Annotated in this window: 15 protein-coding genes, 1 pseudogene and 1 riboswitch; of the genes and pseudogenes, 14 read left to right on the top strand and 2 right to left on the bottom strand. The window is 39.7% G+C overall.

Going from position 1 to position 14,816, the window contains the following annotated elements; all coding sequences use genetic code 11:
- The first annotated feature begins 119 nt into the window (after positions 1-119).
- The 7 genes from V7659_RS19765 (at position 120) to V7659_RS19735 (ending at position 7,407) form a co-directional block, all read left to right on the top strand.
- Positions 120-704: a TetR/AcrR family transcriptional regulator gene (locus tag V7659_RS19765; RefSeq protein ID WP_335541614.1), complete on the top strand. Its 585-nt coding sequence runs from the start codon at positions 120-122 to the stop codon at positions 702-704.
- A gap of 23 nt (positions 705-727) precedes the next feature.
- Positions 728-1,501 (top strand): enoyl-CoA hydratase, encoded by a 774-nt coding sequence (locus tag V7659_RS19760; protein WP_335541612.1) that lies wholly within the window; start codon positions 728-730, stop codon positions 1,499-1,501.
- Between the two features lie 106 nt (positions 1,502-1,607).
- A complete protein-coding gene (locus V7659_RS19755) occupies positions 1,608-2,381 on the top strand; it encodes an electron transfer flavoprotein subunit beta/FixA family protein (RefSeq protein WP_335541611.1) in 774 nt (257 codons plus the stop codon).
- 39 nt (positions 2,382-2,420) lie between these two features.
- Positions 2,421-3,398 carry an electron transfer flavoprotein subunit alpha/FixB family protein gene (locus tag V7659_RS19750; protein WP_335541609.1) on the top strand — a complete coding sequence of 326 codons (978 nt, stop codon included), beginning with the start codon at positions 2,421-2,423 and terminating at the stop codon, positions 3,396-3,398.
- A 200-nt stretch (positions 3,399-3,598) separates the two neighbouring features.
- Positions 3,599-3,913, top strand: coding sequence for a thioredoxin (gene trxA / locus V7659_RS19745; RefSeq protein WP_335541608.1), 315 nt, complete (start codon positions 3,599-3,601; stop codon positions 3,911-3,913).
- 142 nt (positions 3,914-4,055) lie between these two features.
- Complete coding sequence (gene uvrC / locus V7659_RS19740; protein ID WP_335541607.1) at positions 4,056-5,828, top strand: excinuclease ABC subunit UvrC; 1,773 nt, start codon at positions 4,056-4,058, stop codon at positions 5,826-5,828.
- A 70-nt stretch (positions 5,829-5,898) separates the two neighbouring features.
- Positions 5,899-6,076: riboswitch (Lysine riboswitch) on the top strand.
- 113 nt (positions 6,077-6,189) lie between these two features.
- The gene (locus tag V7659_RS19735) at positions 6,190-7,407 is read left to right on the top strand and encodes an aspartate kinase (protein WP_335541605.1); all 1,218 of its coding nucleotides are present in this window, start codon (positions 6,190-6,192) and stop codon (positions 7,405-7,407) included.
- Positions 7,408-7,453: 46 nt separating this feature from the next.
- Here V7659_RS19735 and V7659_RS19730 read toward each other — a convergent pair whose 3' ends face one another.
- A complete protein-coding gene (locus V7659_RS19730) occupies positions 7,454-7,897 on the bottom strand; it encodes a YslB family protein (protein ID WP_420491747.1) in 444 nt (147 codons plus the stop codon).
- A gap of 443 nt (positions 7,898-8,340) precedes the next feature.
- Between V7659_RS19730 and V7659_RS19725 the strand changes: the two genes are divergently transcribed.
- The 5 genes and pseudogenes from V7659_RS19725 (at position 8,341) to gerE (ending at position 12,631) form a co-directional block, all read left to right on the top strand.
- On the top strand, positions 8,341-8,949 hold the full coding sequence (locus tag V7659_RS19725; protein ID WP_335541602.1) for a succinate dehydrogenase cytochrome b558 subunit: 609 nt from the start codon (positions 8,341-8,343) through the stop codon (positions 8,947-8,949).
- Positions 8,950-9,006: 57 nt separating this feature from the next.
- Positions 9,007-10,755: a succinate dehydrogenase flavoprotein subunit gene (gene sdhA, locus V7659_RS19720; protein ID WP_335541600.1), complete on the top strand. Its 1,749-nt coding sequence runs from the start codon at positions 9,007-9,009 to the stop codon at positions 10,753-10,755.
- Between the two features lie 15 nt (positions 10,756-10,770).
- A complete protein-coding gene (sdhB, locus tag V7659_RS19715; protein ID WP_283875324.1) occupies positions 10,771-11,532 on the top strand; it encodes a succinate dehydrogenase iron-sulfur subunit in 762 nt (253 codons plus the stop codon).
- 141 nt (positions 11,533-11,673) lie between these two features.
- Positions 11,674-12,263: pseudogene (locus tag V7659_RS19710) on the top strand (class D sortase).
- Between the two features lie 143 nt (positions 12,264-12,406).
- A complete protein-coding gene (gerE, locus tag V7659_RS19705; protein ID WP_026563391.1) occupies positions 12,407-12,631 on the top strand; it encodes a spore germination transcription factor GerE in 225 nt (74 codons plus the stop codon).
- Between the two features lie 353 nt (positions 12,632-12,984).
- Here gerE and V7659_RS19700 read toward each other — a convergent pair whose 3' ends face one another.
- Positions 12,985-13,293 (bottom strand): HesB/YadR/YfhF family protein, encoded by a 309-nt coding sequence (locus V7659_RS19700; protein WP_144547857.1) that lies wholly within the window; start codon positions 13,291-13,293, stop codon positions 12,985-12,987.
- 208 nt (positions 13,294-13,501) lie between these two features.
- Between V7659_RS19700 and V7659_RS19695 the strand changes: the two genes are divergently transcribed.
- A complete protein-coding gene (locus V7659_RS19695; RefSeq protein WP_335541597.1) occupies positions 13,502-13,951 on the top strand; it encodes a MarR family winged helix-turn-helix transcriptional regulator in 450 nt (149 codons plus the stop codon).
- Between the two features lie 15 nt (positions 13,952-13,966).
- Positions 13,967-14,761: a glutamate racemase gene (gene racE, locus V7659_RS19690; RefSeq protein WP_335541595.1), complete on the top strand. Its 795-nt coding sequence runs from the start codon at positions 13,967-13,969 to the stop codon at positions 14,759-14,761.
- Positions 14,762-14,816 lie beyond the last annotated feature (55 nt).

Genomic DNA, 14,816 nt, shown 5'->3' with positions numbered 1-14,816 from the left:
GAGGAGGCTCCCCGGCACGCCTAGTGTCTGGAACGTAAATCAACAGACAAGTATAACACAGCCTAATAATATTAACCGCATTAACTGAACGAAACTTTTCTTTCAAAGGAGGGATATAGTTGAAAAAAAGCAGGCCAAAATACATGCAAATTATTGATGCTGCGGTGATTGTGATCGCGGAAAATGGCTACCATCAAGCTCAAGTTTCAAAAATTGCTAAGCAGGCTGGAGTAGCTGATGGAACCATTTATCTATATTTTAAAAACAAGGAAGACATCCTTATCTCTCTCTTTGAAGAAAAAATGGGAAGTTTCATTGAAAAAATAGATACAATGATAGCAGGAAAAGGGACAGCGGCAGAGAAGTTATTAATGATGGTAGAGGCTCATTTTAGCATGCTTTCTGAAGATCATCACATGGCTATCGTGACACAGCTGGAGTTACGGCAATCGAATAAGGATTTGCGGCTCCGAATTAATAATGTTCTAAGGGGTTACCTGCAGATAATTGATAAGATTGTTATTGAAGGTAAAGAAACCGGAGAGTTTTCCAGCGACCTCGATACTCGATTGGCCCGGCAAATGATTTTCGGTACAATCGATGAAACTGTGACATCGTGGGTGATGAATGAGGAAAAGTACGATCTAGTTGCACTGGCATCTCCAGTCCATCGCCTCTTGATTAATGGCTGTGGAAGCCGGTAAATATGAAAATAGGGGGAATTCCAATGGAATACTTAAAATGGTCATATCAGGACAGTATTGCCACAATCACTATTGATCGTCCGCCGGCAAACGCCCTTTCCTCAGGACTTTTAAGGGAATTGTCAACGGTACTCGATGAAATTGAACCTAATCGCGAGATCAGAGTGATTGTCATTCATGGAGAAGGGCGCTTTTTCTCTGCTGGTGCAGATATTAAGGAATTTACCACGGTTACTACTTCTGAAGGATTTTCTAATCTTGGGAAGTTTGGACAAGACTTATTTGACCGGATGGAAAAATTCCCGAAACCGATTATTGCCGCTATCCATGGAGCAGCGCTCGGCGGGGGGCTCGAACTAGCAATGGCATGCCATATCCGCTATGTTAGTGAAAAGGCCAAACTAGGTCTGCCTGAATTACAGCTTGGCTTAATTCCAGGATTTGCGGGCTCGCAGCGCCTTCCTAAATATGTGGGCGTGGCAAGAGCTGCTGAGATGCTGTTCACATCTGAGCCAATCACAGGTGTTGAAGCAGTCCAATTTGGTTTAGCGAATCGAGCCTTTCCCGAAACAGAAGTAGTCGAGGAGGCGTTAAAGCTAGCAGGAAAAATCGCGAAAAAAAGCCCTGGGTCCATTAAAGCAGCGATTGAATTGTTAAATTATGCAAAAACAAACGAGTTCTACGAAGGTTCCAAAAGAGAATCTGAGTTATTCGGTGAAGTGTTTATTTCTAACGATGGAAAAGAAGGCATTCAAGCCTTTATTGAAAAAAGAGAACCACATTTTAAGGGTGAATAAACTTATCTTTGCAGGTATAATTGTAAAGGAAGCCCTTTTTTTTATAAAAAATTTTCTTAATCTTTCAAACTGAGCGAATGCTCGAAATTTTATTAGGAGGGAAATCATGAATATTTATGTATTAATGAAAAGAACCTTTGATACCGAGGAAAAAATTTCGATTTCTGCTGGAAAAATTAATGAGGATGGTGCTGAATTTATCATCAATCCGTATGATGAATATGCAATTGAAGAAGCAATCCAAGTTCGCGATGCTAAGGGTGGAGAAGTAACCGTTATATCTGTTGGAACTGAAGAAACAGAAAAGCAATTACGTACTGCGCTGGCGATGGGGGCAGATACAGCAGTCCTTATCAATACGGAGGATGATGTTGAAGGCGGAGATCAATTTACAACAGCAAAGATTCTTGCTGAATATCTAAAAGATAAAGATGCTGATTTAATTATTGGCGGGAATGTAGCGATTGACGGTGGAACAGGCCAAGTGGGACCGCGTGTTGCAGAACTGTTAAACATACCTTATGTAACAACTATTACTAAGTTAGAAATTGACGGAACAAATGTAACCGTTACACGTGACGTTGAAGGTGATTCAGAAATTATTGAAACTAGCCTTCCGCTATTAGTTACAGCCCAACAAGGTCTAAACGAGCCGCGCTACCCATCCCTACCAGGAATTATGAAAGCAAAGAAGAAGCCGCTTGAAGAATTAGAATTAGATGACCTAGACCTTGAAGAAGACGATGTGGAAGCAAAAACAAAAACGATCGAACTTTATTTACCGCCTAAGAAAGAAGCAGGCCGCGTTTTGGCTGGCGATTTAAATGATCAAGTAAAAGAACTTGTTCATCTTCTTCATACCGAAGCAAAAGTAATCTAACTGGTTTAATACAAATTTTGTTCTCAGGAGGTATATGGAATGTCAAGAAAAGTAGTAGTTTTAGGAGAAGTTCGTGACGGTTCATTACGTAATGTATCATTCGAAGCGATTGCAGCAGCAAAAACAGTTGCTGAGGGCGGAGAAGTTGTTGGTGTTTTAGTGGGCGATTCTGTAAGCGCTCTATCGACTGAGTTAATCCAATTTGGTGCGGACCGTGTGGTTGTGGTTGAAGATGAGAAATTAAAACTTTATACATCGGATGGTTATTCTCAAGCACTTTTAGCGGTGCTCGATCAAGAAAAACCAGAAGGATTGGTTATTGGTCATACCTCATTAGGTAAAGACCTTTCCCCAAGAATTGCTGGAAAATTAGCATCAGGTTTAATTTCCGACGCTACAGCTGTTGAAGTAGCAGGTGGTAATGTTGTTTTCACAAGACCGATTTATTCCGGTAAAGCCTTTGAAAAGAAAATTGTTACAGAGGGCTTAATTTTCGCAACAGTACGACCAAATAACATCACCCCGTTAGAAAAAGATGAAAGCAGAAGCGGCGATGTATCAACCCTTTCTGTAGAAATCAAGGACCTTCGTGCAATAATTAAAGAGGTCGTCAGAAAAGCGAGTGAGGGTGTTGACCTAAGTGAAGCAAAAGTAGTTATTTCAGGAGGCCGCGGTGTAAAAAGTGCGGATGGATTCCAGCCGCTTAAAGAACTTGCAGCCGTCCTTGGCGGAGCGGTAGGTGCTTCTCGTGGTGCCTGTGATGCTGACTATTGCGATTACTCGCTGCAAATTGGCCAGACTGGCAAGGTTGTCACACCAGACCTGTACATTGCTTGTGGTATTTCTGGAGCTATTCAACACTTAGCGGGAATGTCCAACTCAAAGGTAATCGTTGCTATTAACAAGGACCCAGAAGCAAATATTTTCAAAGTAGCAGATTATGGAATTGTCGGCGACTTATTTGAAGTGGTGCCTTTATTAACTGAAGAGTTTAAAAAATTGAAGGTACACTCATAATAAGACGAGCGGCAGTGCTTAGTTTCTATAACTAGACAATAAAAAAGCGAGCGGAATGTCTCCGCTCGCTTAATTTTTCGGATACTTAGGTTCATACTTGGGAAGAATTAACGATGTGGCTAAGCAATTTATTAGCTTGATTTTTCAAACTTTGTTATACTTTCGATAGTAACTCAGTAATCATTAGGAGGGCAATATAAATGGCAATTTCACATTTAACTGATCAAAACTTTTCGGCTGAAACTGGTTCAGGCCTTGTTCTTGTAGATTTTTGGGCACCATGGTGCGGACCTTGTAAAATGATCGCTCCCGTTCTTGAAGAACTTGATTTAGACATGGGCGATAAAGTAAAAATCACTAAACTTGATGTGGATGATAACCCGCAAACTGCAGCAAACTTTGGTGTAATGAGCATCCCAACTTTATTAGTGATGAAAAATGGCGAAGTCGTTGACAAAGTTGTCGGCTTCCAACCAAAAGATGCACTAGCAAGTGTTTTAGAAAAACACGTGTAAATAGAATGAAAAATGCCTTAGCTTGGAAATAACCGAGCTAAGGTTTTTTATTTTTCCAAGAGACTACTACTTTCAATTATGCGCAGTTTCCTTTAATATTTTAACAGTAGAATATATATAAGACGGGAGGGGAGTGGCCGGAATGAATGAAACAATTAAGCAAAAACTGACGCTGCTGCCGGATCAGCCTGGCTGCTACTTGATGAAAGACCGTCAGGGAACGATTATTTATGTCGGAAAAGCAAAGGTATTGAAGAACCGTGTCCGTTCCTATTTCACTGGGTCGCACGATGGGAAGACACTAAGACTTGTCAATGAAATTGAGGACTTTGAATATATTGTCACCTCTTCGAATATTGAAGCACTTCTGCTGGAACTGAATCTTATTAAAAAGTATGATCCGAAATACAATATCATGCTGAAGGATGATAAAACCTATCCATTTATTAAGTTGACAGCGGAAAAGCATCCCAAACTTATTATCACAAGAAAAGTAAAAAAGGATAAAGGGAAATACTTTGGTCCATACCCCAATGTGACAGCTGCAAATGAAACCAAAAAGCTTCTAGACCGAATCTACCCGCTCCGCAAATGTTCAACACTGCCGGACAGGGTCTGTTTATACTATCATTTAGGACAGTGCCTGGCACCATGTGTGAATGAAGTTCAAGAAGAACAGTATAAACAAATGACGGATGAAATCACCCGCTTTTTAAATGGTGGTTATAATGAAATAAAAAAAGAGCTTAAGGAAAAAATGACTGCTGCGTCCGAGGAATTAGACTTTGAACGAGCAAAAGACTATCGTGATAAGATCATCCATATTGAAACGATTATGGAAAAACAAAAAATTACGATGACCGATTTTACGGACCGTGATGTTTTTGGCTATGCAGTCGATAAAGGCTGGATGTGTGTGCAGGTCTTTTTCGTCCGCCAAGGAAAACTAATTGAGCGAGATGTTTCCATGTTCCCAGTCTATAATGAGCCAGAGGAAGAAATCTTAACGTTCCTCGGTCAATTTTATTCGAAAGCGAATCACTTTAAGCCGAAAGAAATTCTCATCCAAGATGATGTCGAGTTGAGTTTAGCTGAACAACTGTTAGAAGTTAAAGTACTTCAGCCGCAACGAGGACAAAAAAAGGATCTTGTGCAATTGGCGATTAAAAATGCAAAAATTGCATTGAATGAAAAATTTTCACTGATTGAAAAGGATGAAAATCGAACCATTAAGGCAGTCGAGAACCTGGGCGAATTACTAGGAATTTATACGCCGCACCGGATTGAAGCTTTTGATAACTCTAACATCCAAGGTGCGGACCCTGTATCAGCGATGGTGGTTTTCATTGATGGCAAGGCAAATCATCGTGAATACCGTAAATACAAAATCAAAACTGTTCAAGGGCCGGATGATTATGAATCGATGCGGGAAGTAACAAGAAGAAGGTACTCACGTGCGTTAAAAGAGGAACTTCCTCTTCCTGATTTAATCATCATCGATGGTGGAAAAGGGCATGTTGAAGCCGTACGTGATGTATTGGAAAATGAATTAGGTTTAGATATTCCGCTGTCTGGGCTTGTAAAAGACGAAAAGCACCGGACATCACAATTGCTGTATGGCAATCCATTAGGAATTGTTCCGCTCGGGCGAAACAGCCAGGAGTTTTATTTACTGCAAAGGATTCAAGATGAAGTCCATCGTTTTGCGATCACCTTCCATCGCCAACTGCGCGGAAAAACTGCGTTTCAATCCTTGCTTGATGAAATACCGGGAATTGGGGAGAAACGGAAAAAGTTATTGTTAAAACAGTTCGGCTCGGTGAAAAAAATGAAAGAAGCAAGTAAAGAAGAATTCATTAATATTGGAATTCCTATGAATGTTGCCGAAGAATTGATCAAAAAACTTCAATCCTAGTGATTGTCAGAAAAAAAGGAACATGCTATAATTAGTGAAAATTTAATTTACTATCACTTTTACGTATTAAAGTGAAGGTAGAGGTGCGAGCTTCAAGAGTAGTGGTTCTGAGAAGGATGAGCTTCTGAGAGGGATCATGAAAGGGGATGTTCGCCGAAGTAAAGAGGGTCTCATAACTTTCTTTGCTGGTCCCGTATTGAATAAATGCTGGATTGTCAAGACTAATGTCTTGGAGAGCTATCTTACATTGTAGGTGCGAGAATTTTTTTCGTGTTTTAAGCAATGAGATGCCCTTCTCATTGCTTTTTTGTGTTTAATTGGGGAAAAATATGAATTACTTCTAGAGAAGGGGAAAACAAACATGGGGATAATTGTACAAAAATTCGGAGGCACTTCGGTTGCTAATGTAGAAAGAATTTTAAATGTCGCGTCATGTGTAAAAGGTGAGGTTGACCGGGGAAATAATGTGGTTGTTGTTGTTTCTGCAATGGGTAAATCGACGGATACACTCGTCGGTTTAGCAAAGGAAATTTCAGCGCAGCCTAATAAACGAGAAATGGACATGCTGTTATCGACTGGGGAGCAAGTAACGATTTCGTTACTGTCCATGGCTCTCAACCAGCAAGGGCTTGATGCCGTATCCTTTACAGGCTGGCAGGCAGGTATTATGACAGAACCAGTCCATGGGAATGCCCGGATTTCTAATATTAAAACAGCAGCGATTGAATCACAGCTTGAATCTGGCAAAGTGGTTATTGTTGCAGGATTCCAAGGAATCACCGAAGACGGTGAAATTACCACACTTGGCCGCGGCGGTTCCGACACTACAGCCGTTGCTCTCGCTGCAGCCCTTAAGGCGGATAAGTGCGACATATATACTGATGTAACGGGAGTTTTCACAACGGATCCAAGATATGTGAAGAGTGCACGCAAGCTATTATCGGTATCGTACGATGAAATGCTCGAGTTGGCTAATTTGGGTGCAGGTGTACTTCATCCACGAGCAGTGGAATTTGCGAAAAATTATCAAGTTCGGCTTGAAGTTCGTTCGAGTATGGAGAAAACAGAAGGAACAGTTATTGAGGGGGAAGCAGCAATGGAACAAAACTTAGTAGTCCGCGGAGTCGCATTTGAAGATGAAATAACAAAAGTAACAGTATTAGGATTAGCCAATTCATTAACCAGTCTATCTACCATCTTTACAACACTTGCTGAAAATCATCTAAATGTGGATATTATTATCCAGAGCACAACAGAGGGTGGATCTGCGAATTTGTCATTCTCAATTCATACGGATGATCTATTAGAAACATTAAAGGTCCTAGAAGACAATAAAGCAGTACTTAATTATGAGCAAATTGATGCTGAAAACAAATTAGCGAAGGTGTCGATCGTCGGTTCAGGGATGATCTCCAACCCTGGTGTCGCAGCAAAGATGTTTGAGGTACTTGCTGCAAATAACATCCAAATCAAAATGGTCAGCACATCAGAAATTAAAGTTTCGGCCGTAGTAGAAGAAATAAATATGTTAAAAGCAGTAGAAGCTTTACACGAAGCATTCGGACTTGCAGTTCAATAAAAAAGAATGGTGTCAGGCACTATTCGGTGCCTGACACCATTTTCAATTAGTTTTTTTCCCATTTCACTGTGAAAACAACTTTATTTGATTTTTTGACTGGATGTTCGAAGGTTTCGGCGTTGGCTTCTTTTTGCATTTCAATTTGTTGGGCCAGGAATCCTGCTTCGAGTTGGAAAAAATGTTCAGCCTTGGACTTAACACGTGAAACAATGAGCGGACTTATTAATTCAAATTGAAAGTCTGTTTTGTTTTCTTTCACAAGTTCTAACTGGCCCCATGAGGCCTTAGCGAAGAAATCAATAATCTGTTCTAGATCCAGTAATGGATATTTTCGTGCAAGTCGTTTTCCGGCCCAATATAAAATTTCAGGTGTATCTTTCCCTAAAATCTCAGGCAAAAGAACTTCCCTGATTAATTCATAGCCGAAGATGGATATGGTTCTGGGTTCATCAGTATCGATCATTTCATTCATAACTGTACTATTATTCACAAGCTTCCCCTCTTTCTATCATTCTATTATATACACTTTTGGTTAATTTTCAGTACAGTTTTTCTAGTTATAATGAATCAAATTTAGCTTAATTTTTTGTTATTTTGCGATATCTTACCTTGTTTTCCATGATAATTATCATTCCCGATAAAGAAATAATAACAACCGTTTTTTCTTGGTAATTAATTGAAGGAATTCAAGAAATGTTGAGAAAAAACCCATTTTTTTAGCGAGTATATATAATTTATTATAATATCAATATATTTAAAAAATTTTAGTTTTATGCGAGTTATGTGTATCCGTTTTCTTGACGCTCTTAACTGATGGGAGTAAAATGGACATGTCACATTATTGTCACAGTGATGCTAGGTTTCAAACTAAGGGAATTTAAATTGATAGAAACTGAACATCATTTTTTTTAAACATTATAGGGGGGTAAATTTATGGCAGGTAATCGAGAGTTTGTTTATCGGAGATTGCATTCGTTGCTTGGGGTTATTCCAATCGGGATCTTTGTCATGCAGCATCTGATTGTGAATCACTATGCAACTGAAGGGGTAGAATCCTTCAACAAAGCTGCGAACTTTATGGGGAATCTTCCATTTCGCTATGTTTTAGAAACTGTAATTATTTATTTACCGATTTTATTCCATGCAATCTACGGGCTGTATATCGCTTTTACAGCTAAAAACAATGCAAGTCAATATGGTTTTTTCAGAAACTGGATGTTTTTACTACAACGTGTGTCTGGTGTAATTACACTAATTTTCATCACATGGCATGTGTGGGAAACTCGTATCGCTGCCGCTTTTGGAAATGAAGTTAACTTCCAAATGATGCAAGATATTTTATCATCCCCATTCATGTTTGGTTTTTATGTTGTTGGTATCATTTCAGCTATTTTTCACTTTGCAAATGGATTGTGGTCATTCTTGGTTAGCTGGGGCATCACCGTATCGCCTCGATCTCAAGTTATTACTACATACGTGACAATCGTTATTTTCTTAGCTCTATCCTATGTTGGTGTAACGACATTACTAGCTTTTGTATAACAAATGAACGATTGTTCGGAAAAATATTGGATTTTGGATTAAGGGAGTGAGTCACGAATGAGTAAAGGTAAGGTTATTGTAGTCGGCGGTGGTTTAGCTGGCTTAATGGCAACGATAAAGGTTGCAGAAACAGGAACACCAGTAGAATTATTTTCTTTAGTGCCTGTTAAACGCTCTCACTCTGTTTGTGCCCAGGGTGGTATTAATGGAGCAGTAAATACAAAAGGTGAAGGCGATTCCACATGGATTCACTTTGATGACACTGTTTATGGTGGAGATTTCTTGGCTAACCAGCCGCCAGTAAAAGCAATGTGTGATGCAGCACCTGGAATTATTCACTTAATGGACCGTATGGGAGTTATGTTTAACCGTACTCCTGAAGGATTACTTGATTTCCGCCGCTTTGGTGGAACACAGCATCACCGTACTGCATTTGCTGGAGCAACCACTGGTCAACAGCTACTTTATGCATTAGATGAACAAGTTCGCCGCGAAGAAGTGGCAGGTCTTGTAACGAAATATGAGGGCTGGGAATTCCTGGGTGCAGTTGTTGATGACGATGGTGTGTGTCGTGGGATTGTTGCTCAAAACTTAAAAACAATGGAAATTAAGTCCTTCTCAGGCGATGCCGTAATCATGGCTACAGGCGGCCCTGGTATTATTTTTGGAAAATCAACTAACTCTGTTATTAATACAGGTTCTGCTGCATCAATCGTTTACCAGCAAGGCGCTTATTATGCGAATGGAGAAATGATTCAAATCCACCCGACTGCCATCCCTGGCGATGATAAACTTCGCTTAATGAGTGAATCGGCTCGTGGTGAAGGTGGACGTGTTTGGACATATAAAGATGGAAAGCCTTGGTACTTCCTAGAAGAAAAATATCCTGCCTATGGAAACCTTGTACCACGTGATATTGCAACACGTGAGATTTTCGATGTGTGTGTAAATCAAAAACTCGGAATCAATGGCGAGAACATGGTATACCTTGATCTTTCTCATAAAGATCCACATGAATTAGATGTTAAACTCGGTGGTATTATCGAGATTTATGAAAAGTTTATGGGTGATGACCCTCGTAAAGTTCCAATGAAAATCTTCCCAGCTGTTCACTATTCAATGGGTGGCCTTTGGGTTGATTATGATCAAATGACAAACATTCCAGGGCTATTTGCAGCTGGTGAATGTGATTACTCACAACATGGTGCGAACCGTTTAGGTGCCAATTCCTTGCTTTCCGCCATTTACGGTGGAATGGTCGTTGGTCCAAATGTAGTGAGATACATCAAAGGTCTTGAAAAGAGTTCTGATGCCGTATCTTCTACAGTATTTGACCGTCATGTTAAAGAACAAGAAGATAAGTGGAATGCCGTTATGTCTTTAGATGGAAATGAAAATGCTTATATTCTTCATAAAGAGCTTGGCGAATGGATGACGGATAATGTAACCGTTGTTCGCCACAATGACAGACTATTAAAAACGGACGAGAAAATTCAAGAACTATTAGAACGTTACAAAAACATTAACATTAATGATACATCGAAATGGAGTAACCAAGGTGCAGCCTTTACTCGTCAATTACAAAACATGCTGCAATTGGCTCGTGTTATTACGATCGGTGCATACAACCGGAATGAGAGCCGTGGTGCACATTATAAGCCTGACTTCCCTACACGTAATGATGAAGAATTCTTAAAAACAACAATGGCGAAATTTGTTGACAGTTCTTCAGCACCGGCTTTTCATTACGAAGATGTTGATGTTTCATTGATTAAGCCACGCGAACGCAATTACGCAAAAAGTTAAGGGGGAGTAGAAAAAATGTCTGATACTAAAATGGTGAAATTTATTATTTCACGTCAAGATAACGAAAATGCTGCTCCTTATGAGGAGGAATTTGAGGTTCCCTATCGCCCAAATATGAATGTTATTTCGGCATTAATGGAAATCCGTAAAAACCCTGTCAATGCAAAAGGACAAGCATCTACCCCAATTACTTGGGATATGAACTGTTTAGAAGAAGTCTGCGGGGCTTGTTCGATGGTCATCAACGGCAAACCGCGTCAATCTTGTTCAGCACTAATCGATCAGTTGGAACAGCCAATTCGATTAGCGCCAATGAAAACATTCCCTGTGGTGCGTGACCTTCAGGTTGACAGAAGCAGAATGTTTGATGCCTTAAAGAAAGTAAAAGCATGGATTCCTATTGATGGGACCTATGATTTAGGACCTGGTCCACGTATGCCTGAGACAAAGCGTCAATGGGCATATGAACTTTCTAAATGTATGACTTGTGGCGTATGTCTAGAGGCTTGCCCGAATGTAAATAGCAAATCAAACTTTATTGGTGCACAGCCGCTTTCACAGGTTCGTCTTTTCAACGCACATCCAACGGGTGCTATGAATAAGGCAGAACGACTTGAAGCGATTATGGGCGATGGCGGACTTGCTAACTGCGGTAATTCACAAAACTGTGTTCAATCTTGTCCAAAAGGTATCCCATTAACAACTTCTATTGCTGCATTGAACCGTGATACAACCATTCAAGCTTTCAGAAGCTTCTTTGGCAGTGACCACGCATAAATGGGCGAAAAACCTTCTTTTCTCATGTGGAAAAGAAGGTTTTTTGTCGTTTATGGGCGAATAATTGCATTGGTTCTTTCGGTTGCTGTTTGTTATACTCTTATTAATGTAAAGCCGGATAGAAAAGGATGGTTTTTAGAGGTGAAATATAAATTTCCGCTGTTTATTATTTTGACAGGACTCGTTTTAGTAGGGATTGGACTCTGGCAATTTATCAATGTGAAGACGCAAACCCATGCATCTCTCCAGGAAGCAAAGGAACTAATCGCCGATCAGCCTGCGGTTGCTTCTAAAAAGAGGGTTGAAAACAGTCCGCCTCCTAATATGGGGGAAACAGTCGGACTATTAGCCATTCCAAAAATTAAGGCAGAGTTAGCTATTGTTGAAGGAACGGATCCAGATGACCTCGAAAAAGGCGTCGGTCATTATAAGGGTGCCTATTTTCCTGGTGATCAAGGGCAAATTGTTTTATCGGGACACCGTGACACCGTGACACCGTTTTTCGTAAATTAGGAGAGTTAAAGCTTGGTGATTCGCTAAAAATGGAAATGCCGTATGGTTCATATACGTATGAAATTATTGATACGAAGATTGTCCAGGCTGATGATACTAGCGTTATTACACTCCAACACGAAAAAGAGGAATTAATTTTAACCACTTGTTATCCGTTTAGTTATGTAGGGAATGCACCAAAGCGATATATTATTTATGCATCACTCAAAAGTTCCTAGAGATTAGGAGCTTTTTTTTACAAAAATCAATCTCCTTTCAGTAAATATAGTCACTACATTTGTATTGTTCACATAAGATATGTTGACTAAATATATACCCACCCCGTGTTCATAACTGGCGAAGGCAAGGAGGGTTACAGTACTTGAAGGAGAATGTTTATAATCATAAGCCGTTACTCACCAAACGTGAAAGAGAAGTATTCGAGTTATTAGTACAAGACAAAACAACGAAAGAAATCGCTGGTGAATTATTTATAAGCGAAAAAACGGTTCGGAATCACATTTCAAATGCCATGCAAAAGCTTGGTGTCAAGGGGCGTTCACAAGCAGTTGTAGAGCTCCTTCGGATGGGAGAGCTAGAACTTTAACATTGACCGGCATCCTTCTTGGGAGGCCGGTTTAATTTTGAATAGATAAAAATAAAAAAGGTAAGCATACTCGAATCGAAATGCTTACCTTTTTTGTTACAATGCGGATTAATGATACTTGAAAATACTTCTCTGCTTAATTAAAAGCAGGTATTCTTACCATCCTTTTAAACCACGAGGATAGATTACTTAATAAGAATGCCGCTCTAAGTCCCAGAATGAGTATGGTTGAAAATAAGCCGTAAGATATATTCAAAGTAATCCCTCCACATTGAAGTTTTAGTGTTAATAAGTAACACTAGGATTATTGTTAATCTGAAAACTAATTTTATTCGGTGAACTGTATTTTTTCCCTAATTATGCGACTGCGACTTGGTGTAACTATATTCTACTTCATCCCTTTGTTCATTGTAGTCGACATGCAAATCATGTTGATTGAAAAACCACAAATCCCTTTCTTCAATATAAAATAAAAAACCTTCTGCTTCGTATTTCACAATGATATCAATAGGATCATTATCCACAGTGAAACCAAGCGAAAACCCTTCTTGGACAGGGCTGTTTCCATATACCTTTGGATAAAACTTTACTTTATCCCCTTTTTTTAATTCGACCTCTTCTTTAAACCAGTTTAGTGCTGACGTGCTAATCACAATTTCCATTCTTTTCTCACCTTTGGCTTATTATTCAAATTCCCACTTTATTATACTCCAAAGAAAGGCAAACTAATATTTTTCTGATAGTTTCAACTTGAATTTTTAGAGAAAAAAGTAGAAAATAAGAAGAAACATGAAGTTCGACAACGAGGAACAAGATTTTTATATAGATTAATGTTTCAGGGAAAGAAAGCTTTTTATAGGAGTGTTTGAGATGAAACTCGAGAATTCACAAACAGCAAATGGGGACATTGTTGCAAATATTGAGAAGGATTTACGTTACATTTCTGGCATCATCAAGCAAAAAGGAAGAGAAATGTTAAGTACTTATACGATTACACCTCCACAATTTATTGCCTTGCAATGGCTCTTTGAAGATGGTGATATGACAATCGGGGAACTTTCTACTAAAATGTACTTGGCATGCAGCACGACGACAGATCTTGTTGACCGGATGGAAAAAAATCTTCTCGTAGAACGGGTGAAAAATCCAAACGACCGTCGTGTGGTCAGAATACATTTGCTTGAAGAGGGCAAAAGAATCATTGATGAAGTAATTAAAAAGCGTCAAGTTTACTTAGAAGAAGTGTTGGTTGATTTTACCCCGGAAGAAATTCAGGTTCTTCAAAGAAGCTTAACGAAATTGCATCAGGAAATGCGTTAAAAGAGGCGATACGTTTTGAAACAAGCTATTGGTGTGATAGATTCGGGCGTTGGCGGATTAACCGTTGCTAAAGAGGTGATGCGCCAGCTTCCAAATGAGAAAATCATCTATTTGGGAGATACAGCGCGCTGCCCATATGGCCCGAGAACAACGAGGGAAGTTAAGAGATTCACATGGGAGATGACCTCTTTTTTACTAGAGCAAAAAATCAAAATGCTCGTCATTGCCTGTAATACGGCAACTGCTGCGGCATTAGACGAGATTCGTAAGGAATTGCCAATCCCGGTCTTAGGGGTAATTAATCCAGGAGCACGAGCGGCTATTAAGAAGACAAAAAATTATCGTGTCGGAATTATTGGCACTGTGGGTACTGTAAAAAGCGGGGCATACGAGAGAGCATTAAAATCGTTAAATAGTCGGCTTTTTGTTAAAGCACATGCCTGTCCTAAATTTGTTCCGCTTGTGGAGAGTAACGAGTTTGCAGGTCCGATTGCGGAAAGAATTGTCGACGAAGCCCTCAAGCCGATGCTCAATGAAAAATTGGATACGCTGATTTTAGGCTGCACCCATTATCCGCTGTTAGAGCCGGTGATAAAAAATGTCATGGGCGAGTCTGTCAGCGTTATTAGTTCGGGTGACGAGACAGCACATGAAATAAGTGCAATCCTTCAGTACAATGGTTTATTAGATACATGCGAGGAAGATCCGGAGCATGAATTTTACACCACTGGTTCAAGACGAATATTCTCAAAAATCGCCTCACAGTGGCTGGGATATCCAATTACCGGTGTCAAAAAAATAAAACTATAAATCGAAGGTGTCAGGCACCACTCGTGGACATTTGTCCACGAGTGGTGCCTGACAC

This window comes from Neobacillus drentensis (assembly GCF_036966985.1).
In the GTDB taxonomy this organism is placed as follows: domain Bacteria; phylum Bacillota; class Bacilli; order Bacillales; family Cytobacillaceae; genus Neobacillus; species Neobacillus drentensis_E.
This window is presented reverse-complemented; position numbering and strand designations above follow the sequence as displayed.

Bases quoted from the DNA above. Each gene is read 5' to 3' on its own strand.
- V7659_RS19760 (WP_335541612.1), top strand. From the start codon at position 728: ATGGAATACTTAAAATGGTCATATCAGGACAGTATTGCCACAATCACT.
- V7659_RS19755 (WP_335541611.1), top strand. From the start codon at position 1,608: ATGAATATTTATGTATTAATGAAAAGAACCTTTGATACCGAGGAAAAA.
- V7659_RS19750 (WP_335541609.1), top strand. From the start codon at position 2,421: ATGTCAAGAAAAGTAGTAGTTTTAGGAGAAGTTCGTGACGGTTCATTA.
- trxA (WP_335541608.1), top strand. From the start codon at position 3,599: ATGGCAATTTCACATTTAACTGATCAAAACTTTTCGGCTGAAACTGGT.
- uvrC (WP_335541607.1), top strand. From the start codon at position 4,056: ATGAATGAAACAATTAAGCAAAAACTGACGCTGCTGCCGGATCAGCCT.
- V7659_RS19735 (WP_335541605.1), top strand. From the start codon at position 6,190: ATGGGGATAATTGTACAAAAATTCGGAGGCACTTCGGTTGCTAATGTA.
- V7659_RS19725 (WP_335541602.1), top strand. From the start codon at position 8,341: ATGGCAGGTAATCGAGAGTTTGTTTATCGGAGATTGCATTCGTTGCTT.
- sdhA (WP_335541600.1), top strand. From the start codon at position 9,007: ATGAGTAAAGGTAAGGTTATTGTAGTCGGCGGTGGTTTAGCTGGCTTA.
- sdhB (WP_283875324.1), top strand. From the start codon at position 10,771: ATGTCTGATACTAAAATGGTGAAATTTATTATTTCACGTCAAGATAAC.
- V7659_RS19700 (WP_144547857.1), bottom strand. From the start codon at position 13,293: ATGGAAATTGTGATTAGCACGTCAGCACTAAACTGGTTTAAAGAAGAG.
- V7659_RS19695 (WP_335541597.1), top strand. From the start codon at position 13,502: ATGAAACTCGAGAATTCACAAACAGCAAATGGGGACATTGTTGCAAAT.